The sequence below is a fragment of the Natronospira elongata genome, assembly GCF_034931365.1.
Taxonomy (GTDB): domain Bacteria; phylum Pseudomonadota; class Gammaproteobacteria; order Natronospirales; family Natronospiraceae; genus Natronospira; species Natronospira elongata.
Genome location: NZ_JAYGII010000021.1, coordinates 1 through 22,580, shown reverse-complemented (window position 1 = coordinate 22,580; position 22,580 = coordinate 1). Strand labels below are relative to the sequence as shown.

Sequence of the window (22,580 nt, the reverse complement as noted above, 5' to 3'; positions counted from 1 at the left end):
CAGGGGCTGAATTTTCCCCCATCGCGAATAAATTCGCTCCTACGGTGGGAGGCTACTGAATCACCCCTTCAATCGGCGAGGACGCCGAGGCAAAGCGCTTCTTCGGAATCCGTCCGGCGAGGAAGGCCTCGCGGCCGGCTTCCACGGCCTTTTTCATGGCCGAGGCCATCAACACCGGATGCCTGGCGCCGGCGATGGCGGTGTTCATAAGCACCCCGTCACAACCCAGCTCCATGGCCACGGCGGCATCCGAGGCGGTGCCCACGCCGGCATCCACCAGGATGGGCACATTGGCATTTTCGACAATGGTGATGATGTTGTAGGGGTTCTGGATGCCCAGGCCGGAACCGATGGGGGCGGCCAGGGGCATCACCGCCACGCAGCCGATCTCCTCCAGGCGCTTGGCGATGATGGGATCGTCATTGGTATAGACCATGACCTCAAACCCCTCATCCACCAGGGTCTTGGCCGCTTCCAGTGTGGCGGGGATGTCCGGGTAGAGGGTGCGCTCGTCGCCCAGCACCTCCAGTTTCACCAGGCGATGGTCGCCCAAAAGCTCCCGCGCCAAACGGCAGACCCGCACCGCGTCCTCGGCGGTATAGCAGCCGGCGGTGTTGGGCAGGATGGTGTACTGGTCCGGCGGCACCGCATCCAGCAGATTGGGCTCGTCCGCCTTCTGGCCGATATTGGAGCGGCGCAGGGCCACGGTCACGATCTCCGCGCCGCTGGCCTCAATGGCCGCGCGGGTCTCGGCGAAATCCTTGTACTTGCCGGTCCCCACCAGCAGCCGTGATTGATATTCCCGCCCGGCAATCACCAGCGGCTCCAGCGTCGGCGTGGTTTCGTTCTCAGTCATCTCGACTCCGAAATAGTTTCTAGAAGGCAGCGTAGGAGCGAATTTATTCGCGATTGGGGGCTGACTCTGACGCATGTTCGCGGATGAATCCGCTCCTACGGCAGGTTTGCACCCTTATCCTCACAGCACTCAGCACTCAGCACTAAGCACTAAATCATCCCCCACCCACCGCCTGCACGATCTCCACCCGATCGCCATCCTCGACTCGAGTCTCGTCATGCTCACTGCGGGGCACGATCATGCCGTTGCGTTCCACGGCAATGCGGCGGCCTGTGAACTCCAGGGCCTGCAACAGTTCGGAAACCGTCATCTCCCGATCGAACTCCTGGGCCTCGCCGTTGATCTCAACACGCATCATGCTTGTCCTGCGGGGTGAATTGGAGGCGATATTCTAACACCGGGCGGGAATTTCCCGGAGTGGTTGCCTTGAATGGATTGGCCGGGCGACCTGGGTTAGAATCTGGCGACGATGCGGGTGTAGTTCAATGGTAGAACATCAGCTTCCCAAGCTGAGAACGTGGGTTCGATTCCCATCACCCGCTCCATCTTCCCCTCGCCTTCCGTTTGCGCCACCATGTAAGCCCTCAGGAACATGAGGTTCCTCAACACGGGAGGTTTGTCGCATGAAGAAGTGGCTTATCTGGCTGGGTGCGGCCGTGGGCGGTCTGCTGGTGCTGCTGGTAGTGGCCGCGGTCATCGCCACCATGGTCATCGACCCCAACGATTACCGCGACGATATTCAGGATGCCGTTCGGGATGCCACCGGACGCGAGCTCCATATCGACGACGAGCTTTCCCTGTCCTTCTTCCCCTGGCTGGGCATCGAAACCGGCCATATCGCCCTTGGCAATGCCGAGGGTTTCGAGGGCGATTTCTTCAGCCTGGATGCCGCCGATATTCGCCTGCGGCTGCTGCCGCTGATATTCCGGCGGCAGCTCGAAGTGGCCGAGATCCGCGTCGAAGGCCTGCGCCTCAACCTGGCGGTCAATGAGGAGGGGGTCAGCAACTGGGATGACCTGGTCGCCGATGTGGACCCCGAGGCGGTGGAGGAAGAAGCCCCGGAGGCGGCGGAATTCGATCTCGCCGATTTGGAGCGGGTCCGCATCGGTGGCCTGCGCCTGATCGATGCTGCCCTGAGCTGGAATGATCAAAGTACCGGCATGCAGGCCGGCATCAGCAACTGGTCCCTCAGCCTGGGCGAGATCCGCCTGGGTGAGCCACTGGCCTTCAGCACCGCCCTGGATTTTGACCTCAATGAACCGGCCCTGAGCGGGCATTTCGAGGGCCAGGCCCGATTGATCGCCGATCTTGCCGGTGACGGCGCCATTCGCATCGAGGCCATGCAAATGGCCCTGGACGCCGAAGGCGAGCCCCTGCCGGTCTCGCCCCTGGCCCTGCGTCTGGACTGGCGCAGCCTGAGCCTGGACCCCGAGGCCCAGCGGCTGGTGATGGAAGACATGAGCGGGCGCATTGCCGACATGCCTTTCGCCGGGGGCCTGCAGATCGAGCAGCTCGACAGCGATCCGCTGATCCGTTTCGAACTCTTTTCCGGGGACTTCCCCGGCAGCGCCCTGATGCCCTTCATTCAGGATGGCCCCGAAGGTCTGGATCTTTCCGGGGTGGAGACCGTCAACTGGCGCTTGGCCGGCGGCCTGGATACCGCCGCCGACCGGCTCACCCTGGATGGTTTCGAATTGCGCCTGGATGAACTGACCGTCGAGGCCGATGGCAGTGTCGATGCCCTGCAGAGCGAAACGCCGGAGGCCGCCCTGAGTCTGAGCGTGTCCGAGTTTTCCCCACGTGCCTTGCTGACTCGCATCGGGCTGGCGGACATGCTGCCCCAGACCCGCGATCCGGATGTGCTGGAGCATTTCGCCCTGCGCGCCGGCATTGAGCATGGCCGCGAGGGCCTGCGTCTGGCCGACCTCAACATCCAGTTGGACGAGACCCTGATCGAAGGTGAACTGGTTCTGCCGGTGCTGGACCCGCCGGCCCTGCGTTTCGCCTTCCAGATCGATGCCATCGACCTGGACCGCTACACCGAGCCGGATGCCGATGAGCCGCCGCCGGAGGAGGGCGAGCCCCTGGACCTGGATGCCATCGAGATTCCCGCCGATGCCATCCGTGGTCATGACATCGAAGGCAGTATTCGGATCGGCGAGCTCGGCATGGCCGGCATCACCATGACTTCCGTGCGCGCCGGCGTCAGCATTCGCGACGATGTGCTGCGCCTGTCGCCTATCAGCGCCGATCTCTATGGCGGTACCCAGACCGGTGAGCTGGTGGTGGACGCCAGCGGCGAAGTGCCGTCCATCCGCTTCAGCGAAGAGTTGGCCGGAGTGCGCATCGGCGATCTGCTCAAGGACATGTTCGAGATGGAGCAGATCACCGGTCTTGCCAATATCACCATGGAGGTTGCCGGCCAGGGCCATACCGTGGGCGAGCTGCGCCCGACCCTGAACGGCAACATGCGACTCCGTTTCGAGGAGGGCGCCCTGGAAGGTGTGGATGTCGCCTACCAGGTCTCCCAGGCCACCGTCCGTTTCCGCGAAGCGGCCAAGGTGCGGGAAGACCGTGGGCGGACGCCGTTCTCCGCCCTGGGGATCAGTGGCACGGTTGAAGATGGTGAACTCATCAGTGACGACTTCGGCATGCTGGTGGAGAATTTCGCCATTCGTGGCAGCGGTTCACTCAGCCTGGTGGACCTCAGTCTCGACTACAATCTGCGCGCCCGCATTCTGGAAGACCCACCCAGCGAGCTGCGTGCCGATGACTTTGATGTCCGCGGGCGGGAACTGCACTTCCGCGTTACCGGCACCGTGCTGGCACCGAGGTTGCGTTTCGACATAGAAAGCCTGCTTCGGGATCAGGCCGGCGAGGAAGTCAGGGAACGTGCCCGTGATCTGGAAGACCGCCTGCGCGACCGCTTCCAGCGATGAGCGATTCGGTCGCCAGCCCGGCCATTGTCGAGAAGGTTATTGCCCAGAAGGTCATCGAATGGCACCGGCATCACGGCCGACATGATCTGCCCTGGCAGCAGACACCCACGCCCTACCGGGTGTGGGTGTCCGAGATCATGCTCCAGCAGACCCAGGTCACCACCGTCATTCCCTATTTCCAGCGCTTCATGGAGCGTTTCCCGGATCTGGTCACCCTGGCCGACGCCCCGGTGGACGACGTCCTGCATCTGTGGTCCGGGCTTGGCTATTACGCCCGTGCCCGCAATCTTCACAGTGCCGCGGTGGTGATCCGCGACGAACATGGCGGGCGCTTCCCGGAAGCGATCGATGCCGTCGAGGCCCTGCCCGGCATCGGCCGCTCCACCGCCGGCGCCATTCTCTCCCTCGCCCTGGGTCAGTCCCATCCCATTCTCGACGGCAACGTCAAACGGGTGCTGGCCCGCTACCATCGGGTTGACGGCTGGCCAGGCCGCACCGCCGTGGCCCGTCGCCTCTGGGAACTGGCCGAAGCCCACCTGCCCGAGCGCGATGCCCGTGCCTGGACCCAGGGGATGATGGACCTGGGTGCCACCGTCTGTACCCGAAGCCGTCCCGACTGTGAGCACTGCCCCCTGGCCGATGGCTGTGGAGGCCACGCCAGCGGCGAGCCCGAGCGCTGGCCCGGCAAGAAACCCAAAAAGGCCCGCCCCCTGCGCAAGACCCGCATGCTCATGCCCGTTGCCGAGGGCCGGGTCCTGCTCCAGCGCCGACCACCGGCCGGCATCTGGGGCGGTCTCTGGGCCTTTCCCGAAGTGGAAGACAGCCCCGCCGCCTGGAGCCGCACCCGCTTCGGCCTGGAGCCCGAGGCAACCGAAACCTGGGCCAGCCTTCGCCACGGCTTCAGCCACTTCGAACTGGAAATCCAGCCCATCCGCCTCGACCTCCCGTCCCGGCCAGAGATCGTGGCCGACACCAACAGCGAATGGTTCCCCCTGGACCATCCCCCCGAAGTCGGCCTCGCCGCCCCCGTGTCGAAACTCCTGGACCAGTTGCGACGGCGGCATTAACAATCCGTAAGAGCGAATTCATTCGCGATTCAGCGGTTGTATCGGCCCCAATCGCGAATGAATTCGCTCCTACGGACGGTGGCGTCTCTCGTAGACCCCCATCCCAAACTGATAAAATCTCCCCCAACCACAAACCCCAACCCCGGAAACCCCCATGACCCGAAAAGTAAACTGCGTCCTCCTCGGAACCGAAGCCGAAGGCCTCGACCGTCCGCCATACCCCGGGGACCTGGGCAAGCGCATCTATGAAAACGTCTCCAAGGCCGCCTGGCAGCAATGGCTCAACCACCAGACAATGCTGATCAACGAATACCGCCTTTCCCCCATCGAGCCCTCGGCCCGCAAGTTCCTGGAAGAGCAAATGGAAAAGTTCTTCTTCAGCAATGACAAGGTCACTAAACCGGAAGGCTACGTGCCCCCGGAATAACGTCCCTACACCTCCCCACCGTAGGAGCGGATTTATCCGCGATCAGGCTCTGTCGGAGTCTCAATCGCGAATGAATTCGCTCCTACGGCGGGATACCACCCGCTCCTTGCTCCTTGCTCCCCATTCTCCTAATAATGGCCCGATGCCAAAACGCCACCCCCCAATCCGCCTCGGCATCCTCTTGGCCACAATCCTGGCCCTAAGCTCCACCCAGGCCCTGGCCAATGCCTTCACCAGCCTCGACCCGCGCTCCATGTCACTGGGTGGCGCCTGGGTGGCCGCAACCCGGCCCTACAATGCCCCCGCCTTCAACCCGGCGCGCCTGGCGGGCAACCCCCAGATCGAAGGGCGGCGGGATGATCGCGCATTCAGCCGGGCCTTTGGTGGCATTCGCCTGATTGACCGGGACGGCTTTCTCGACTCCCTGGACCGCTTCCAGGAAAACGACAACCAGTCCCGTCTGAAACAATCCCTGGATCAACTGGAAGCTCGAATCAGTGATCAAAGCGTCACCCGCCAGGACCTGCGTGCCGTATTCCGCACCGCCGATGAGCTCCTGGATGACTACCAGAGTCTGTCCGACAAACCCCTGCGCCTGGCCGCCAGCGCCGGCTTCAATCTGGGGGCCCCTGGTGAACGCTTCGGCTTCGGCGCCAGCATTCGTCAGAACGCCGTTGTCGGCATGGAACTGCGCATCAGCCAGGAAGATATTTCCCAGGTAAGACAGGTCATCGACTTCATCGAAGTGCTCATGGATATCATCGACGAGGAAGTCATACCGCCCGACCTCGAGCTGCCAGATGTGGGGGACGATCTGACTTCCGATTTTGCCCTGCGCGGGGCCATGGTCAGAGAAGTCGGGCTCAGCGTGGGGGCTCGAATTCCCCAGCAACCCCGGACCTACCTGGGGGTCAACCTGAAGTCCCTGCAGATTGATACATTGGATTGGGAAACGGATGTGGAAAGGGCGCGCACCGAGAACTTCGAGCTTGATGACCAGCGCCTCATTCACGCCGATGTCAACGTGGACCTGGGCGTGATTCACGAGCTCGACGACGGCTGGACCGCCGGCATGATGGTGCGCAATCTGATTCCCCGCGACTACCGCACCGTGCTGGGCAATCAGGTGCCCCTGAGGCCCACCTTTCGCGGCGGCCTGGCCTGGCAGAATCCGCGCTGGACGGTGGCCGTGGACATGGACCTCAATGAGACCGTGGCCATTGGCTTTGACCCGGCCAAGCAATACCTTGCCATGGGGGTTGAGCATCGTCCCCTGCGCTGGCTCAGCTTGCGGGGCGGGTATCGTTATGAGCGGGTGCTGGAAGAGGGCAACATCTCCCTGGGGATCGGCCTGTCCAGCCGCCGCAGCCATTTCGACCTCGCCCTCAGCGGCGACGCCGGCGACTCCTTCGGCGCCGCCATGCAGTTCGGCGTCAGGTTTTGAGAGCAGCGAGCGGCGAGCTTCGAGCAAAACAAGGCCCTGCCAATCCGTCGCCGGAGCGAATTCATTCCCGATCGGGAGCTTGATCCCCCTCTGTCTCCCCCTTCCGAGCGGAGCTCGCAAGGGGGAGGACCTTGTAAGTGGATTGGGGATGGATTCAGGCGACTGCCTCATCGAAGGGCCCTCCCCCTTGCCGCCGGCGGCGGGAAGGGGGAGACGGAGGGGGATCAGACTCTAGCCATCAAGATAAGACCGAACTTCCCGAAGCGCCTTCACCAGCCTGTTCCGCTCGCGCACTGGAATCTGCCCCATCCGCTCCTTCAGATGCACAATATGCGCCGGAAACACCTCCCGAAAGGTCGCCTCACCCTTCTCGGTCAGCCGGGCATAGGTCCGTCGCCGATCCTCCTCGCAGGGAACCCGCTGCACCAGGCCCTTGCGCTGGAGGCGATCCACCACACTGGTCAACGTGGTCTTGAACAGCAAGGTACTCTCGCCCAGCTCAGTCAGGGTCATCCCGGGAGTATTGCCCAGCGTCATGAGCACATCGAACTCCGCCGGATTGAAGCCGTGGCGGCGGATATCGGGAATGGCATAGGACTCAAAGGCCTGATAGGTCCGGACCAATTCCCGGATCAGGGTCATGAAGGGTTCTCGGGCAGCTTCTTCGGGCGTCATTGTTATCGTCCAGCGGCCAGTTTCTCGACATCGAACACAGACTGTAGCAGGCCCGGCCTCACTGTCCCTGCAGGAGGCTTGGTTCACGGAGCCAGTGGATTACCCTTTTCCCCGGACTGCAAAGCGTCGATACTCTCTGATTCTCGAGCCATTCTACCTGCAAGGAAAGATCGGGAGAATCGGACCAGAGAAAGATAATTCTACCGACACAAGCAGGGGCAGGTATGTCTTTCAGCCAAAGGGGTCAGCACTGGATAGCGGGGTTGGACCGTGCATTGGGTTTTCCGCGTGAGCGCCGCCGCTTCCGTCGCCGGCATGGCTACCCGCCAAACCTCCGCCAGCCCCGAAGCTTCAACGAGAAGATTGTCTGGCGCAAACTCTTTGACCGCAATCCGGATTTCGTCCGTGTTGCCGACAAGGTTGAGGTCCGCGACTACCTCTGCGAGGTTCTCGGTCGCGACCAGGCCGAGCCCCACCTCGTACCCCTCCAGCAGGTATGCGAGCGGGCGGAGGAACTGCAACTGGATCAGCTCACTCGCCCCTGCGTCATCAAGCCCAGCCACTCGTCGGGCCGGGTGATGTTCCTGCGGGGTGACGACCATGAGCCCGGCAGCAAGGCTGTTCAAGCCCAATGCAATCAGTGGTTGAGGGAATACGATTACGGCATTCGCCGCCACGAGTGGGTCTACACCTGTCTCCAGCCCCGCATCATGGTGGAAGAACTGCTGGATGACGGCAGTGGCCAGGCGCCCCCTGATTACAAGTTCTTCGTCTTTCACGGCCGGTTGGAGATGGTGCATGTGGACCTGGACCGCTTCCAGGGTCACCGCCGGTCCGTCTTCGACCGGGACTGGCGGCATCTCGACCTGGAGTACGAATTTCCCCGCGGCCCGGATCTGCCCCGTCCGTCGGGGTTCGACACGATGCGCGATCTGGCCGAGCGCGCCGCCGCCGGTTTCGATTTCATGCGCGTGGATCTTTACAACATCGACGGCCACATCTACTTCGGTGAACTCACCTGCTATCCGGCCTCTGGCCGCGGCCATTTCTCTCCCACCGACTTCGATTTCCAGCTTGGCAGCAAATGGCGCATCCCCGCTTAGAACCATCCGGCCTTTGAAAAATTGGTCCAACAGGTGCAAACTCAACCCGCTGCCGGGGGGAAGATTCAGAAGAAAGGATTCGAGGGAGAGGGGAATGCTGCTTAAATCGCTTGGCTACCGGCTGGAAGCCGCTCTGGACCGTTTATTGGCCTATCCGCTGGAACGAAGACGCTTCAAGCGCGACGTGGGTTACTGGCCCCGCCTGCGCCGACCGCGCAGTTACAACGAGAAAATCGTCTGGCGCAAGCTGTTTGATCGCAATCCCCAGCTCGCCCGCGTGACCGACAAGTGGTTGCTGAGAGGCTACGCCATTGAGCAGTTGGGACGCGAGCGCGCCGAGGAGCACCTGGTTCCCCTCTACGGCCTCTACAACAAGCCCGAGGCCATGACGGAGGCCGACCTTGCCCGTCCCTGCGTGATCAAGCCGACCCATTCCTCCGGCCGCGTGATGCTGTTTCCCGAGGGCCTGGACCGTGACATCGGCGAGGTCCGCGAGCGCGTCGCCCACTGGCTGGCCGAGCCCGCCCACCGCATTCGCCACCATGAATGGGCCTACTCTCAGCTCAAGCCAAGGGTCATGGTCGAGGCCTGGCTGGAAGGCGAGAACGGTCAGCCCCCGCCGGACTACAAATTCCTGGTCTTCGGCGGGCGCACGCGCCTGATTCAGGTCCATCAGGACCGCTTCGGCAATCATTGCCGCTCGGAATTCGACCGCGACTGGCGCTTTCTGGAAGTCGACGGCGACGGGCGCGGCAGCGACCCCCTGCCGTGCCCCGAGCGCTATCCGGAGATGCTGGCCCTGGCCGAGCGTCTGGCCCAGCCCTTTGATTTCATGCGGGTGGATCTCTATCTGGTCGGGGGGCGGATCTACCTTGGCGAGCTCACCGCTTACCCAGGCTCCGGGCGGCGTTGTTTCGATCCCAGCCAATTTGATTTCGAGCTCGGGCGCCACTGGCGTCTTCCCGGGCCGGGGGTCCGACTCGGCCTCGGCAGGCAACCGGAACTGGCCCGCTAGTCAGCCGGCGGCGGTTCAGATTTCGCCGCGCAGCCAGGCCCAGCCCAGGCCGAGATATTCGTGGATGGCCCGCTCGGTCATGGCCAGGGCATTGGCGGTCGGCAGTAGCAGTCGCGTCGGCCTGCCCCCCCGGGTCCGCCAGACCGTGGGTGCCGGTATCGGCTCCAGGCCCTGCTTGCGGGCGAGAGCCATGGCCCGGGGCATATGCGAGGCCGAGGTCACCAGCACAAAGGACTCACCTCCCAGCCTCTCGGCCAGTGCCCGAGCCTCCTCGCGGGTATTGCCGGGCCCCGGCTGGGTCTCCATCCGCGCCGGATCCACCCCCAGGGAAAGCGCGGCCCGGCTCATCACCGTGGCGCTGGGCGCACCCGCAAAGGCAGTCCCGCCCGAGAGCAGCAAACGGCTGTCCTCAATGGCCTGATGCACCCGCATCCCCTCCATCAGACGCAGCGCCGCAACCCCGGAAAGACGCGTGGTGGCAGGCCGCTCCGAGGCATCCGAGGCATAGGAACCCAGCACCACCACCCAACCCACATCGGCCAGCGCCTCCGGACTCTCCAGCGGCTCGTACTGACGCTCCAGCGGCAGCAGCAGGGCCCGCGCAAAGGGCTCATTGGAAGCCAGCCCCAGAATCAAAACCCCACAGGCCCCCAACACCAAACCCCAGCTCCGCCAGCCCGTCACGACCAGCCCGCCGCCCACGAGCAGCAGGACCAGCACAATGGCGAGAGGGGAGAGCAGAAAGGAGAGACCGTTAGCCATTCCAGATAGGGGTTCCGTGTTGGTGACTGCAGGCGAATTTTAACCCATGAAGAGACAGATCGCCGCGCCCGGCCAAGGTTTTGTTTTTGGGTTAGGGGCACGTATCAAGCCGTAGGAGCGGATTCATCCGCGAACCGGCGTCAGAGTCAGCCCCCCAATCGCGAATAAATTCGCTCCTACGGCCAAGGGCCATCCCACCCCCTAACCCCTAACTCCTCACCCCTAACCCCTGATATAATCCCCAGTCTTCCAAACCCAGCAACACCCCCGGTGAACGCCCATGCCCGGCAAGCTCTTCGTCCAAACCCACGGCTGCCAGATGAACGAATACGACTCCGCCAAAATGGTGGATGTCCTCGTCGACGCCCATGGCATGAGCGTGACCCAGGACCCCCGCGAGGCGGACGTCATCCTGCTCAACACCTGCTCGGTGCGGGAAAAGGCCCAGGAAAAGGTCTTCTCCCAGCTCGGCCGCTGGAAGGACCTCAAACAGGCCAATGAAAACCTCGTGATCGGCGTGGGCGGCTGTGTCGCCAGCCAGGAAGGGGAGGCCATCGTCCAGCGGGCCGATTTCGTGGACATGGTCTTCGGCCCGCAGACCGTGCACCGCCTGCCGGCCATGGTCGAAGAAGCGCGGGCCAAGAAACAGCCGGTGGTGGATGTCTCCTTCCCCGAGATCGAGAAATTCGACAAGCTGCCAGAGCCCCGGGCGGAAGGCCCCACCGCCTTCGTCTCGGTCATGGAAGGCTGCTCCAAGTACTGCACTTTCTGCGTGGTCCCCTACACCCGTGGCGAGGAAATCTCCCGCCCCTTTGACGATGTCATCGCCGAGACCGTGCAGCTCGCCGAGCAGGGTGTGCGCGAGATCACCTTCCTCGGCCAGAACGTCAACGCCTACCAGGGCCCCATGGCCGACGGCGGCACCGCCTCATTAGGCCTGCTGATCCGCTACGCCGCCAAGATCGACGGCATCGAGCGGATTCGCTTCACCACCTCCCACCCGGTGGAATTCACCGACGATCTCATTGAGGCCTATCGCGACGTGCCCGAGCTCGCCGGCTATCTCCACCTGCCGGTGCAAAGCGGCTCCGACCGCATCCTCGCCGCCATGAAGCGCGGCCACATGGCCCTCGAATACAAGCAGAAGATCCGCAAGCTGCGCGAGGCCCGCCCCGGCATCAGCATTTCCTCGGATTTCATCATCGGCTTCCCCGGCGAGACCGAGAAAGACTTCAACGACACCATGCAGCTGATCGCCGATGTCGGCTTCGACCAGAGCTTTTCCTTCATCTACAGCCGCCGCCCCGGCACCCCGGCGGCGAGCTTCGAAGACGACGTCAGCCTGGAAGAGAAAAAGCGCCGCCTGGCCCTGCTCCAGGACCGGGTCAACAAGCAGGCCCGGGCGATCAGCGAAGCCATGGTGGGCACCACCCAGCGGGTGCTGGTGGAAAAGCACTCCAAGAAGGACGAGCGCCAGCTCGCCGGGCGCACCGAGAACATGCGCTGGGTCAACTTCGATGCCCCCGAGGCGCTGATCGGGCAGTTCGTGGACGTGGTCATCACCGAAGCCATGCCCAACAGCCTGCGCGGGCGCCTCAGCGACGAGGCCATCAAGCAGGCCGGCTGAGCCGGCTTCGGCCTGCCCCGGGCAGGCCCCACGCCAGCATGATGGATAGAGTCGGGCTAGCCTGATAATCTCCCCCGAATCCAAGACTTCTGGAAAGGGGAGAGCGTGATGCTCCGGGAAACCAGGGAGTGGTGGTCTGGCCTTGGCAACGTCCACCGCTTTTTCATCGTCTGTCTGCTGATCTCGCCCATGCTGCTGTTGCTGTGGCGGGATGGGCGCAACCTCACCCTGCTGCTGGCCGGCCTGCCCGGGCTCTGGTTCGGCGTGCGCATGGGCTTTCTCCGCTTCACCAACATCGACGGCCACCGCTGGCTGTGGGCGGTATTCGCCTTTCTCGGCGTGGGCATCTTCACCTGGGCGGCCAATGCCTTCGTGGAAGGCGGCATCGACCGCATGGCCCGCCATTACCGCCTGCTGTTCTTCCTCCCCTTCCTCATCACCCTCATCTGGGCCCGCCCGCCCAAGCGCCTGATCTGGGCGAGCCTGGGCCTGGCCGGCATCGCCATCGGCATTGCCGCCCTGGTCGAGCTCTGGCAGGTGGGCGAGGGCCTCAATCACCGGGTTGCCGGTGATGCCCACATCATGAGCTACGGCATCATCAGCGCCATGATTGCGACGGCCGTGGCCGGCGCCGCCTGGCAATATCGCCAGGAAAAGGCCCTGGCCCTGTTCCTCGCCCTCGGCGCGGCGCTCGCCCTGGTGGGCGTGATCGGCTCCGGTGTGCGCGCGGGGCTTTTGGCGGTGGCCGGCGGTATCTTCGTGCTCGCCATTCTTTTCGCTCGCAATGGTGACCGCCGCGCCGCTGCCGTCTTCCTCGGCGGGCCCGCGATCCTGCTGGCGGCCGTCGTCCTGGTGGCCCAGAACGGTATCACCCAGCGGATCTTCGAAGGCTTCAACGAAATCGAGCGCTACGCCGAAACCGAGGCCACGATGCCGCCCCGGGAGGCAGTCGCCGAGCCCGGCTGCATGGACAACGCCACCCTGCTGGAAGCGACGCTTGCCAGCACCGGTTTCCGCGCCACCGCGCTCGAGCAGCCCCGCGTCATCGAGGAGGAGGGCCCCTGCGGCGCTGGCGTCCGTTACCGTTTCCAACCGGTCACCGCCGAAGCCGTCCATGAAGCCACCGCGCGCCTCTACCGCAGCGTCCACGACCAGGCCGAACCCACCCCCGCCCGGGTTCACGCACGTGGCGAAGGTGCCCGAATCCGCGTCGCCGGCGGCGACTGGCAGACCGTGCCCCGCGAGCTGAGCGCCATCGACCTGCGTCCGGGCCTGTCGGCCGGACAGTACATCGACATCCGCATCGACGCCGGCGGCTGGCTGGAATGGACCCCCGAGGCCCTGTTCCCCGGCGAATACCGCTACCCCCATGTGATCGGTTCCATGCCCAAGCGCCTGGAAATGTGGCGCTTCGCCATGATTGGTTTTGGCGAGAAGCCGCTCTTCGGCCACGGCACCGGCGCCTTCCGCGCCGTCACCGGCCCCTGGATCGAGCAGGGAATGGCCGCGCCCATCATCGAACCCTACTCCCACGCCCACAGCGAGTACCTGGATTCACTCGCCACCCGGGGCCTGGGCGGCATCGCCGCACTCATGCTGCTGCTGTTCGTGCTGATCTACCTCTCCCTGCGCCGCCGGGAAGGCCAGCCGAGAAGCCCCGACTACCCCGGCATCCCCATGGCCGCCGCCTGGGTCGCCCTGGCCTGCGCCTTCATCACCGAAGCCGGCCTGTCCATGAACCTGCACGTCATCACCATCGCCCTGTTCATGGCCCTGACCCTCTACCTGACCGACAAGACCCGCCAGCCCCAGGACTGGTGCCAAAACCGCTTGGTTTTTTGGAAATAGAACCGGGGCCTAATCGCAGCCCCCTGTAGGCGCGGATTCATCCGCGCAATGGTTCTAAATCCACCCCCAAGCCACTTACAAGGTCCTCCCCCTTGCGAGCTCCGCTCGGAAGGGGGAGACAGAGGGGGATCGGGAAGCGGGCACTGCCAAGGCCCTTCAATCCCCCTCCATCTCCCCCTTCCCGCCTCCGGCGGCAAGGGGGAGGGCCCTTCGAATGTGCAGTCGCCAAAACCCACCCCCAAGCCACTTACAAGGTCCTCCCCCTTGCGAGCTCCGCTCGGAAGGGGGAGACAGAGGGGGATCCCACAGCTCGCCGCTCGAAGCTCGCCGCTCCCATGCTAAAATCCCCGCCCCGTGAACACCCCAACCCCCAAAACCGAAGCCACCCCACAGGACCAACCCAACTGGCGCGCCGTCGGCGCCCTCTCCGGGGTCTTTGCCCTGCGCATGCTGGGCATCTTCATGGTCTTCCCGGTGCTGGCCGTCTGGGCCGCCGACCTCCCCGATGCCACCCCGGCCCTGATCGGCCTCGCCCTCGGCGTCTATGGCATCACCCAGGCCCTGTTCCAGATCCCCATGGGCGCACTCTCGGATCGCTTCGGCCGCCGGCGCATTATCGTCGCCGGGCTGTTGATCTTCGCCGCCGGCGGGCTGGTGGCGGCCTCGGCGGAAACCATCTGGGGCGTAATTGCCGGCCGTGCCCTGCAGGGCGCCGGCGCCATCGCCGCCGCCATCACCGCGCTGGTGGCCGACATCACCCCGGCGCGTTTCCGCACCCGCGCCATGGCCGTCATCGGTGCCAGCATCGGCGGCGCCTTTGGCCTGTCCATGGTTCTCGGCCCCCTGCTGGAAGGGCTCATCGGCGTCCCCGGCATCTTCCTGCTCACCGCCGTGCTCGGCATCGCCGCCGCCGGCTGGCTGCTGCTCACCGTCCCCCGGGGCGCACCCAACGGCGCCCCGGCCGCGACAGGGCAGGGCGGCCGCCTCGGCCTGGATCTCTTCCGCCAGCCCGGCTTCACCGGCCTGACCATGGGCATCTTCATGCTGCACATGGTCCTCACCGCCGGCTTCGTCATCCTCCCGGGCCTGCTCCGCGACAGCACCGGCCTGGCCGTCTCCGGCCACTGGCAGATCTATCTCCCGGTCCTGATCGCCGCCGTGCTCTGCATGGTGCCCATGGTCCTCAAAGCCGAGCGCGGCACCCGCGCCCACGGCATGGTCCTGCTTGCCCTCGCCCAGGTCGCCGCCGGGCTCGCCGTCATGGCCTTCGCCAACAGCAGCGCCTGGCCGGTGATTGCCGGGCTGTGGCTATTCTTCATCGGCTTCACCTTCATGGAAGCCCACCTCCCGGCCCGGGTCAGCCAGGTCGTCCCCGAAGACCGCCGCGGCGCGGCCCTCGGCCTTTACTCCACCGCCCAATTCCTCGGCGCCTTCGTCGGCGGCGCCGGCGGCGGCCTCTTCCTAGGCTTCACCAACATCCCCACCACCCTCGGCCTCGCCGCCGCCCTAATGACCCTCTGGCTCCTCCTGATGGCCACCGCCTGCCGGCCCAGGAACAGCTAAGAAGCGCCCGGGTCTTTGAATCCCCCTCCGACTCCCCCTTCCCGCCGCCGGCGGCAAGGGGGAGGGCCCTTCGAAGGCACAGTTGCCGGAATCCACCCCAAAGCCTCTTACCAGGTCCTCCCCCTTGCGAGCTCCGCTCGGAAGGGGGAGACAGAGGGGGATCAGGTCCGAGCGCAGTGCCCGGTTCATTGAATCCCCCTCCGACTCCCCCTTCCCGCCCCCGGCGGCAAGGGGGAGGGCCCTTCGAAGGCACAGTTGCCGGAATCCACCCCAAAGCCCCTTACAAGGTCCTCCCCCTTGCGAGCTCTGCTCGGAAGGGGGAGACAGAGGGGGATCAGGTCCGAGCGCAGTGCCCGGTTCATTGAATCCCCCTCCGACTCCCCCTTCCCGCCTCCGGCGGCAAGGGGGAGGGCCCTTCGAAGGCACAGTCACCGGAATCCACCCCAAAGCTCCTTACAAGGTCCTCCCCCTTGCGAGCTCTGCTCGGAAGGGGGAGACAGAGGGGGATCCCCCAGCACTCAGCACTCAGCACTCAGCACTCAGAACTCAGAACTCAGAACTCAGAACTCAGAACTCAGAACTCCCCCACCCCTAACCCCTAACCCCTCACTCCTAACATCCGCTACAATGCGCGCCTTTCGCCACTAGAAAGCACTCAGCCCCAAGGGAGCACGGAATGAACATCGCAGTCGTCGGCACCGGATACGTAGGCCTGGTCACCGGAGCCTGCTTCGCCGAGATGGGCAACACCGTCATCTGCGTGGACACGGACGCCGAAAAAGTCGAACGCATGAAACAGGGCGAATGCCCCATCTATGAACTCGGCCTGCCGGACATGCTGCCCCGCAACATTGAGGAAGGCCGCCTGCGCTTCACCACCCAGTTGGCCGAAGCCGCCGAGACCGCCGACATCTTCTTCATCGCCGTGGGCACCAACCCCGCCGCCGACGGCTCCGCCGACCTGTCCGCCGTCATGGCCGTGGCCCGCCAGCTGGGCGAAACCATCCAGCGCCCGGCCATCATCGTGGACAAGTGCACCGTCCCCGTCGGCACCGGCGAGAAGGTCGAGGCCACCGTGCGCGAGGCCCTGGAAAAGCGCGGGGCGAATATTGCATTCGAGGTCATCTCCAACCCGGAATTCCTCAAGGAAGGTGCCGCCGTCGCCGACTTCATGCGCCCCGACCGGGTCATCATCGGCACCGACAGCGAATGGGCGCGGGAAGTCATGGGCAAGCTCTACGCCCCCTTCACCTCCAAAAATGACCGCATCCTCTACATGGGCCGGCGCGACGCGGAAATGACCAAGTACGCCGCCAACGCCATGCTGGCCACCAAGATTTCCTTCATGAACGAAATGGCCAGTCTCGCCGAAGCCCTGGACGTGGACATCGAACAGGTCCGCCACGGCATCGGCTCCGACCCGCGCATCGGCTACAGCTTCATCTACCCCGGCTGCGGTTACGGCGGCTCCTGCTTTCCCAAGGACGTCAAGGCCCTGATCCAGACCGCGAAAGAGCAGGGCTTCGACCCGGCCATCCTGGATGCGGTGGAACGTCGCAATGCCGAGCAGAAGAAAAGCCTCAACCGCAAGATCAGCGCCCGCTTCGGCGACGACCTCTCCGGGCTCACCTTCGGCCTCTGGGGTCTGGCCTTCAAGCCCGGCACCGACGACATGCGCGAGGCCCCGGCCAAGGAAGTCCTCGCCCACGTCATCGAACGCGGCGCCACCGTGCTCGCCTACGACCCCGAAGCCATGGACACCGCCCGCGCGGAACTCCCCGCCGAGTGGTTCGAGTCCGGCAAGCTCAAGCTGGTGGATCACCAATACGAGGCCACCAACGGCATCGACGCCCTGGTCCTGGTCACCGAATGGAAGCCCTTCCGCCAGCCGGACTTCGACACCCTGGCCCAAAAGATGAAACAAAAAATCATCTTCGACGGCCGCAACCAGTACGAGCCGTCCCAGATGAAAGTCCTCGGCTTCGAATACACCGGCATCGGCCGCAAGGCCTGAGGGCGGCGACGCGGCTGAGAAACCCCAGGGTCTTTCAATCCCCCTCCGTCTCCCCCTTCCCGCCTCCGGCGGCAAGGGGGAGGGCCCTTCGACGAAGCCGCGGCGGTTGAATCCACCCCCAGGCCACCTACAAGGTCCTCCCCCTTGCGAGCTTTGCTCGGAAGGGGGAGACAGAGGGGGATCAGGAAGTGGGCAGTGCCGTGGCCAATGAATCCCCCTCCGTCTCCCCCTTCCCGCCTCCGGCGGCAAGGGGGAGGGCCCTTCGACGAAGCCGCGGCGGTTGAATCCACCCCAAGCCATCCACAAGGTCCTCCCCCTTGCGAGCTTTGCTCGGAAGGGGGAGACAGAGGGGGATCAGGAAGTGGGCAGTGCCGTGGTCTTTCAATCCCCCTCCGACTCCCCCTTCCCGCCATTCGGCGGCAAGGGGGAGGGCCCTCCGGCGAAGCCGCGGCGGTTGAATCCACCCCCAGGCCATCCACAAGGTCCTCCCCCTTGCGAGCTTTGCTCGGAAGGGGGAGACAGAGGGGGATCAGGAAGTGGGCAGTGCCATGGTCTTTCAATCCCCCTCCGACTCCCCCTTCCCGCCATTCGGCGGCAAGGGGGAGGGCCCTCCGGCGAAGCCGCGGCGGCTGAATCCACCCCGAGCCATCCACAAGGTCCTCCCCCTTGCGAGCTCCGCTCGGAAGGGGGAGACAGAGGGGGATCCCCCAGAACTCAGCACTCAGAACTCACACTCTGTAATCCCACCCCCACACCCCCCATCAAAATTCCCCTAATGATTCACCCCCCCGAATCCCGTAGAATCCTCCACAGTCGCAACAACCACATTCAGGGGAACAAGCAATGGCCAGCAGAGGCGTCAACAAAGCCATCATCGTCGGTAACCTGGGTGCCGACCCGGAAACCAAATACACCCCCTCCGGCGCGGCGGTCACCAACATCCGCGTGGCCACCTCCGAACAATGGCGGGACAAGCAGACCGGCGAACAGCAGGAACGCACCGAATGGCACCGGGTGGTCTTTTTCGGCAAGCTTGCCGAAATCGCCGGCGAATATCTGCGCAAGGGCTCCAAGGTCTATCTCGAAGGCCGCATTCAGACCCGCAAATGGCAGGGCCAGGACGGTGTTGACCGCTACACCACCGAAATCGTCGCCAACGAGATGCAGATGCTCGACTCGCGCAGCGGTGGCGGCGAATTCAGCCAACGCCCCCCGGCCCAGAACCAGGGCCAGCAACAACCCGCCGCCCAAAGCAGCGCCGGCGGCATGAGTGACACCGACTTCGACGACGATATTCCGTTCTAGGGAAATCCCCCTCCGACTCCCCCTTCCCGCCACCGGCGGCAAGGGGGAGGGCCCTTCGGCGGGGCCGTGGCGGTTGAATCGACCCCGGAGCCATTTACAAGGTCCTCCCCCTTGCGAGCTCCGCTCGGAAGGGGGAGACAGAGGGGGATCAGGGACAAAGGCACTGCCGTGGTCCTTCAATCCCCCTCCATCTCCCCCTTCCCGCCATTCGGCGGCAAGGGGGAGGGCCCTTCGGCGGGGCCGTGGCGGTTGAATCGACCCCGGAGCCACTTACAAGGTCCTCCCCCTTGCGAGCTCCGCTCGGAAGGGGGAGACAGAGGGGGATCCCCTCAGCACTCAGCACTCAGCACTCAGCACTTCACTAAACCCCTTCCCCAAGCTATCCTTACCACTCTCGGTGTGGCGCTCTGGGGGGGGGAGTGCCCCTGTCACCGCCGACAGGGTCACGCCGGTTCCATTTTTATCCGCCTGACACGGACGATAGGCGCTGGGGAGGTTGAAGCCCAATGAAGGGTGCTCAGAAACCGCAACACAACAGCAACCATCAGCCACGGCGGATTCGCCGTGCCCTGATCATTGCCCATGATGCCCTCTGGGTCCCCCTGGCCATTGCCGCCGCCTTCTGGGTCCGCTTCAACCTCGGCCCCATCCCGGCGGACTTCTGGCTCCCCATGCTCATCCTGGCCGCGGTCGCCATCCCGGCCCACATGCTCACCTTCTGGGCCTTCGGCGCCTACCGCGGCGTCTGGCGCTTCGCCTCCATGCCCGACCTGGTGCGCCTGTCCAAGGCCGTCGCCGTGGGTGCGCTCATCACCCTCGCCGCCCTGTTCATCTACGACCGCCTTGCCGGCGTGCCGCGCTCGGTGATCTTCCTCTATCCGCTCTTCCTGCTCGGCGGCACCGGCGGCGCGCGGGCCTTCTACCGGGCGCTCAAGGAATACCACATCCACCGGCGCGAGGAACGCGGCGTCCAGAACGTGATCGTGGTCGGCGCCGGCAAGAACGGCGAGCACGTCCTGCGCGGCCTGCGCGTCTATACCAGCCTGCGCCCGGTCGGCCTGGTGGATGATGACCCCAACAAATGGGGCACCGAAATCTACGGCGTGCGCGTGCTCGGCCCCACCAGCCAGCTCGCCGAACTCTGCCGGCGCAAGCGGGCCGACCAGGTCATCGTCGCCATTCCCAAGCCGGGCCGTAAGACCTACTCCCGAATCCTTGCCCAGGCCAACGAGGCCGGTGTCCATTGCCAGGTCAGCGCGAGCATGACCGAGGACGAGGAGGGCAACGGCTTCGGAGGCCTGCGCCCGGTCACCACCGAGGATGTGCTCGGCCGCGACCCGGTCAACCTCGACGACGGCGCCATCGCCGCCACCGTTCGCAACAAGACGGTGCTGGTCACCGGCGGGGGCGGCTCCATCGGCCTGGAGCTGTGCAAGCGCGTGCTGGGCCACGAACCGGCCCGCCTGGTGGTCTTCGACCAGTCCGAATACAACCTCTACGAGGCCGAGCACGCCCTGTCCATGGCCCGCAGTCAGGCGCCCATCGACTTCGTCCTCGGCGATGTCTGCGATCAGGCCCGGGTCCAGGCCCTGTTCCGGCAGAAAAAGCCGGATATCGTCCTGCACGCGGCCGCCTACAAGCACGTCCCCATGCTCGAGAGCAATGTGGTCGAGGGTGTGCGCAACAACACCTTGGGCACCCGCATCATCGCCGAGGCCGCCGGCCACTTTGGTGTGCGCAAGTTCGTGCTGGTCTCCACCGACAAGACCGTCCACCCCACCAACGTCATGGGCGCCTCCAAGCGCGCTGCAGAACTCTTGTGCCTGTCGCTGCAAAAGCGCCACCCGGACACCTGCTATCTCATCACCCGCTTCGGCAATGTGCTCGGCTCAGCCGGCTCGGTGATTCCGTTGTTCGAGCGCCAGATCCGCGAGGGCGGGCCGGTCACCGTTACCCACCCCGAGGTCAAGCGCTTTTTCATGACCATCGAGGAAGCCACCGGCCTGATCATCCAGGCCACGGCCCTGAGCCGCGGCGGGGAAGTCTTCGTGCTGGAAATGGGCCAGCCCATCCTGATCCGGGAACTGGCCGAGAACATGATCCGCCTCTCCGGGCTCACCCCCGGCGAGGACATCAAGATCGTCTACACCGGCCTGCGCCCCGGCGAAAAGCTGGAAGAACAACTCTTCTACGACACCGAAACCCTGCACGGCACCGGCCACAGCAAACTGCTCCTGGCCGACAACAACGACATCGCCGCCGGCATCGAGGAAAACGTCGAGGCCCTGACCAGCGCGGCGCTCGCCCGCAGCGAAACCGGCGTCCTCGACGCCCTCGGCCGTCTCGTCCCCGAATTCAACCGCCGCCGCGACGAGGCCGAACCGCGCCACGACCAAACCCTGTCCGACAGCCCCCAGGACCAGGCCAAACTCCCCACCAGCCTGCGCGTCATAAAATAACCCGGCCCCCCACCCCACCGTAGGAGCGGATTCATCCGCGATCAAGCCTTAAGGAACCTCTGATTAATTCATTCGCGCCCACGGCGGGAGGCCGCCCGCGTCCTCCCGCTTGTCCCTTGTCCCCCGAAACAGGCTACACGGGCTCCATACCGGCGGCGACTGGAGTTATACGCAATAAAATTCTATTATGCGTATAACTCCAGTGGAGATTGGCTGATGCATTACACGCCTTTGTCCCTCACCGCCCGGACGCTGTATGCCGAACTGAGCGAACTGGCCCTCGGCATGGGATTGGCCAGCGACATGGGCAAACGCCCCGGTTCCCTCGTCCGCAAGACGGTGAAAGGGCGCGATTATCTCTATTACCAGTATCTCGACCTGGCGGGCCAGCGCCGACAGGCCTATCTTGGCGCCAGCGAATCGCGGGCGGCCCGGGTCATTGAACAGGCGCTGTCGCTGTCCAGTGAGGAGCGTGAGGACCGCACCCAGCTTCAGAAGCTGCGGGCCGCCTTCATCGGCGCGGGCGGTACGCCCATCGACACCGCGCCCGCCAGGGTCCTGGTGGCCTTCGCCGAAGCCGGCATCTTCCGCCCATCCTCCGAATACGGCGTTCTGGTTGGAACCCTGGCCTTCCATGTCTATGGCAACCTGCTCGGTGTGCGTTGGGCCAGCCCAACCCGCACCCAGGACATCGACATCGCCGGGCAATCCGACATCGGCCTGGCCATCCCGCAACCCGACGAGCCCTTGCCGGATGTCCTGGCCCGGCTTGAGATGGGCTTCGTCCCTGTCCCGCCGCTCAATCCCAAAGCACCTTCAACCAGCTTTCGTGTGCGTGGCCGTGAGCTGCGCGTGGACCTGCTGACGCCGGAAATCGGCAAGGCCAAGGGCGTTCGCCGTGTACCGGCTCTCAAGAGCAGGGCCACCGCGCTACGCTTTCTCGATTACCTGATCGAAGACACCATGCCGGCCGTTGCCATCGGCCGCAAGCAGCTTGCACTGGTGAATGTGCCCCACCCGGAACGCTTCGCACTGCACAAGCTGCTGGTCTCCGAAAACCGGCCACCGGCCTTTGCCGCCAAATCCGAAAAGGATCGGGTCCAGGCCCTGCAGCTACTCGCGGTTCTCCGGGAAGAAGCGCCTGATGGCCTGGCCGAGGCCGTATCAGCCATTGAACAGCGCGGCACCGGCTGGCGATCCCGCCTGGTCAAGGCCCTCGACAAATGCGCCGAACGCCACCCGGCGGAGACTGACTTCGTCCGCCAGCACCTCAGCTGATCCCCCACTGTGGAAGAGGCTTCAGCCTCGACTTCCCAGAGCAGCCAGCCATCCCCCCGGCCGTAGGAGCGGATTCATCCGCGATCAAGCCTTAAGGAACCTCTGATGAATTCATTCGCGCCCGCAGCCAACGGGATTTTTCCTCTCGCGAGGCGCGACGAGCGTAGTGTAGCCCCTGTGCTACATGAGCGAGGAGTA

General features: G+C 64.7%; 17 protein-coding genes and 1 tRNA gene. 14 read left to right on the top strand and 4 right to left on the bottom strand.

Features of this window, described 5'->3' with window-relative positions; genetic code table 11:
- Window positions 1-52: 52 nt before the first annotated feature.
- The gene (locus VCB98_RS09850) at window positions 53-856 is read right to left on the bottom strand and encodes a thiazole synthase (RefSeq protein WP_346052144.1); all 804 of its coding nucleotides are present in this window, start codon (window positions 854-856) and stop codon (window positions 53-55) included.
- A gap of 154 nt (window positions 857-1,010) precedes the next feature.
- Window positions 1,011-1,211, bottom strand: coding sequence for a sulfur carrier protein ThiS (thiS, locus tag VCB98_RS09845; protein WP_346052170.1), 201 nt, complete (start codon window positions 1,209-1,211; stop codon window positions 1,011-1,013).
- A gap of 116 nt (window positions 1,212-1,327) precedes the next feature.
- Here thiS and VCB98_RS09840 point away from each other — a divergent pair.
- From VCB98_RS09840 to traF, 5 genes are all read left to right on the top strand, one after another.
- Window positions 1,328-1,401, top strand: a tRNA-Gly gene (locus VCB98_RS09840).
- A gap of 78 nt (window positions 1,402-1,479) precedes the next feature.
- The gene (locus VCB98_RS09835) at window positions 1,480-3,795 is read left to right on the top strand and encodes an AsmA family protein (protein ID WP_346052142.1); all 2,316 of its coding nucleotides are present in this window, start codon (window positions 1,480-1,482) and stop codon (window positions 3,793-3,795) included.
- Window positions 3,792-4,862, top strand: a complete 1,071-nt coding sequence (gene mutY, locus VCB98_RS09830; RefSeq protein WP_346052140.1) for an A/G-specific adenine glycosylase — start codon at window positions 3,792-3,794, stop codon at window positions 4,860-4,862. Before VCB98_RS09835 ends, mutY begins: the two co-directional genes overlap by 4 nt.
- 154 nt (window positions 4,863-5,016) lie before the next feature.
- Window positions 5,017-5,289 carry an oxidative damage protection protein gene (locus VCB98_RS09825; RefSeq protein WP_346052138.1) on the top strand — a complete coding sequence of 91 codons (273 nt, stop codon included), beginning with the start codon at window positions 5,017-5,019 and terminating at the stop codon, window positions 5,287-5,289.
- A gap of 181 nt (window positions 5,290-5,470) precedes the next feature.
- Window positions 5,471-6,733 (top strand): conjugal transfer protein TraF, encoded by a 1,263-nt coding sequence (gene traF / locus VCB98_RS09820; RefSeq protein ID WP_346052136.1) that lies wholly within the window; start codon window positions 5,471-5,473, stop codon window positions 6,731-6,733.
- Window positions 6,734-6,964: 231 nt separating this feature from the next.
- Here traF and VCB98_RS09815 read toward each other — a convergent pair whose 3' ends face one another.
- Complete coding sequence (locus VCB98_RS09815) at window positions 6,965-7,408, bottom strand: MarR family winged helix-turn-helix transcriptional regulator (protein ID WP_346052134.1); 444 nt, start codon at window positions 7,406-7,408, stop codon at window positions 6,965-6,967.
- 263 nt (window positions 7,409-7,671) lie between these two features.
- Here VCB98_RS09815 and VCB98_RS09810 point away from each other — a divergent pair, with 263 nt between their 5' ends.
- Together VCB98_RS09810 and VCB98_RS09805 are read left to right on the top strand one after the other, a co-directional pair.
- On the top strand, window positions 7,672-8,511 hold the full coding sequence (locus tag VCB98_RS09810; RefSeq protein WP_346052132.1) for an ATP-grasp fold amidoligase family protein: 840 nt from the start codon (window positions 7,672-7,674) through the stop codon (window positions 8,509-8,511).
- A 94-nt stretch (window positions 8,512-8,605) separates the two neighbouring features.
- Complete coding sequence (locus tag VCB98_RS09805; RefSeq protein WP_346052130.1) at window positions 8,606-9,526, top strand: ATP-grasp fold amidoligase family protein; 921 nt, start codon at window positions 8,606-8,608, stop codon at window positions 9,524-9,526.
- 15 nt (window positions 9,527-9,541) lie between these two features.
- On the opposite strand, the gene VCB98_RS09800 is transcribed toward VCB98_RS09805, so the two are convergent.
- A complete protein-coding gene (locus VCB98_RS09800; protein WP_346052128.1) occupies window positions 9,542-10,288 on the bottom strand; it encodes a YdcF family protein in 747 nt (248 codons plus the stop codon).
- Between the two features lie 280 nt (window positions 10,289-10,568).
- Here VCB98_RS09800 and miaB point away from each other — a divergent pair, with 280 nt between their 5' ends.
- The 7 genes from miaB to VCB98_RS09765 all read left to right on the top strand — a co-directional run bounded on the left by miaB (window position 10,569) and on the right by VCB98_RS09765 (window position 22,382).
- Window positions 10,569-11,915 carry a tRNA (N6-isopentenyl adenosine(37)-C2)-methylthiotransferase MiaB gene (miaB, locus tag VCB98_RS09795; RefSeq protein ID WP_346052126.1) on the top strand — a complete coding sequence of 449 codons (1,347 nt, stop codon included), beginning with the start codon at window positions 10,569-10,571 and terminating at the stop codon, window positions 11,913-11,915.
- Window positions 11,916-12,023: 108 nt separating this feature from the next.
- Window positions 12,024-13,763, top strand: a complete 1,740-nt coding sequence (locus tag VCB98_RS09790) for an O-antigen ligase family protein (protein WP_346052124.1) — start codon at window positions 12,024-12,026, stop codon at window positions 13,761-13,763.
- 354 nt (window positions 13,764-14,117) lie between these two features.
- Window positions 14,118-15,326, top strand: coding sequence for an MFS transporter (locus VCB98_RS09785; RefSeq protein WP_346052122.1), 1,209 nt, complete (start codon window positions 14,118-14,120; stop codon window positions 15,324-15,326).
- Window positions 15,327-16,002: 676 nt separating this feature from the next.
- Complete coding sequence (locus tag VCB98_RS09780; RefSeq protein ID WP_346052120.1) at window positions 16,003-17,340, top strand: UDP-glucose dehydrogenase family protein; 1,338 nt, start codon at window positions 16,003-16,005, stop codon at window positions 17,338-17,340.
- An 843-nt stretch (window positions 17,341-18,183) separates the two neighbouring features.
- A complete protein-coding gene (ssb, locus tag VCB98_RS09775) occupies window positions 18,184-18,645 on the top strand; it encodes a single-stranded DNA-binding protein (protein ID WP_346052117.1) in 462 nt (153 codons plus the stop codon).
- Between the two features lie 506 nt (window positions 18,646-19,151).
- Window positions 19,152-21,104 (top strand): polysaccharide biosynthesis protein, encoded by a 1,953-nt coding sequence (locus VCB98_RS09770; protein WP_346052115.1) that lies wholly within the window; start codon window positions 19,152-19,154, stop codon window positions 21,102-21,104.
- A gap of 216 nt (window positions 21,105-21,320) precedes the next feature.
- Window positions 21,321-22,382, top strand: a complete 1,062-nt coding sequence (locus tag VCB98_RS09765) for a GSU2403 family nucleotidyltransferase fold protein (RefSeq protein WP_346052113.1) — start codon at window positions 21,321-21,323, stop codon at window positions 22,380-22,382.
- The last annotated feature ends 198 nt before the right edge of the window (window positions 22,383-22,580 follow it).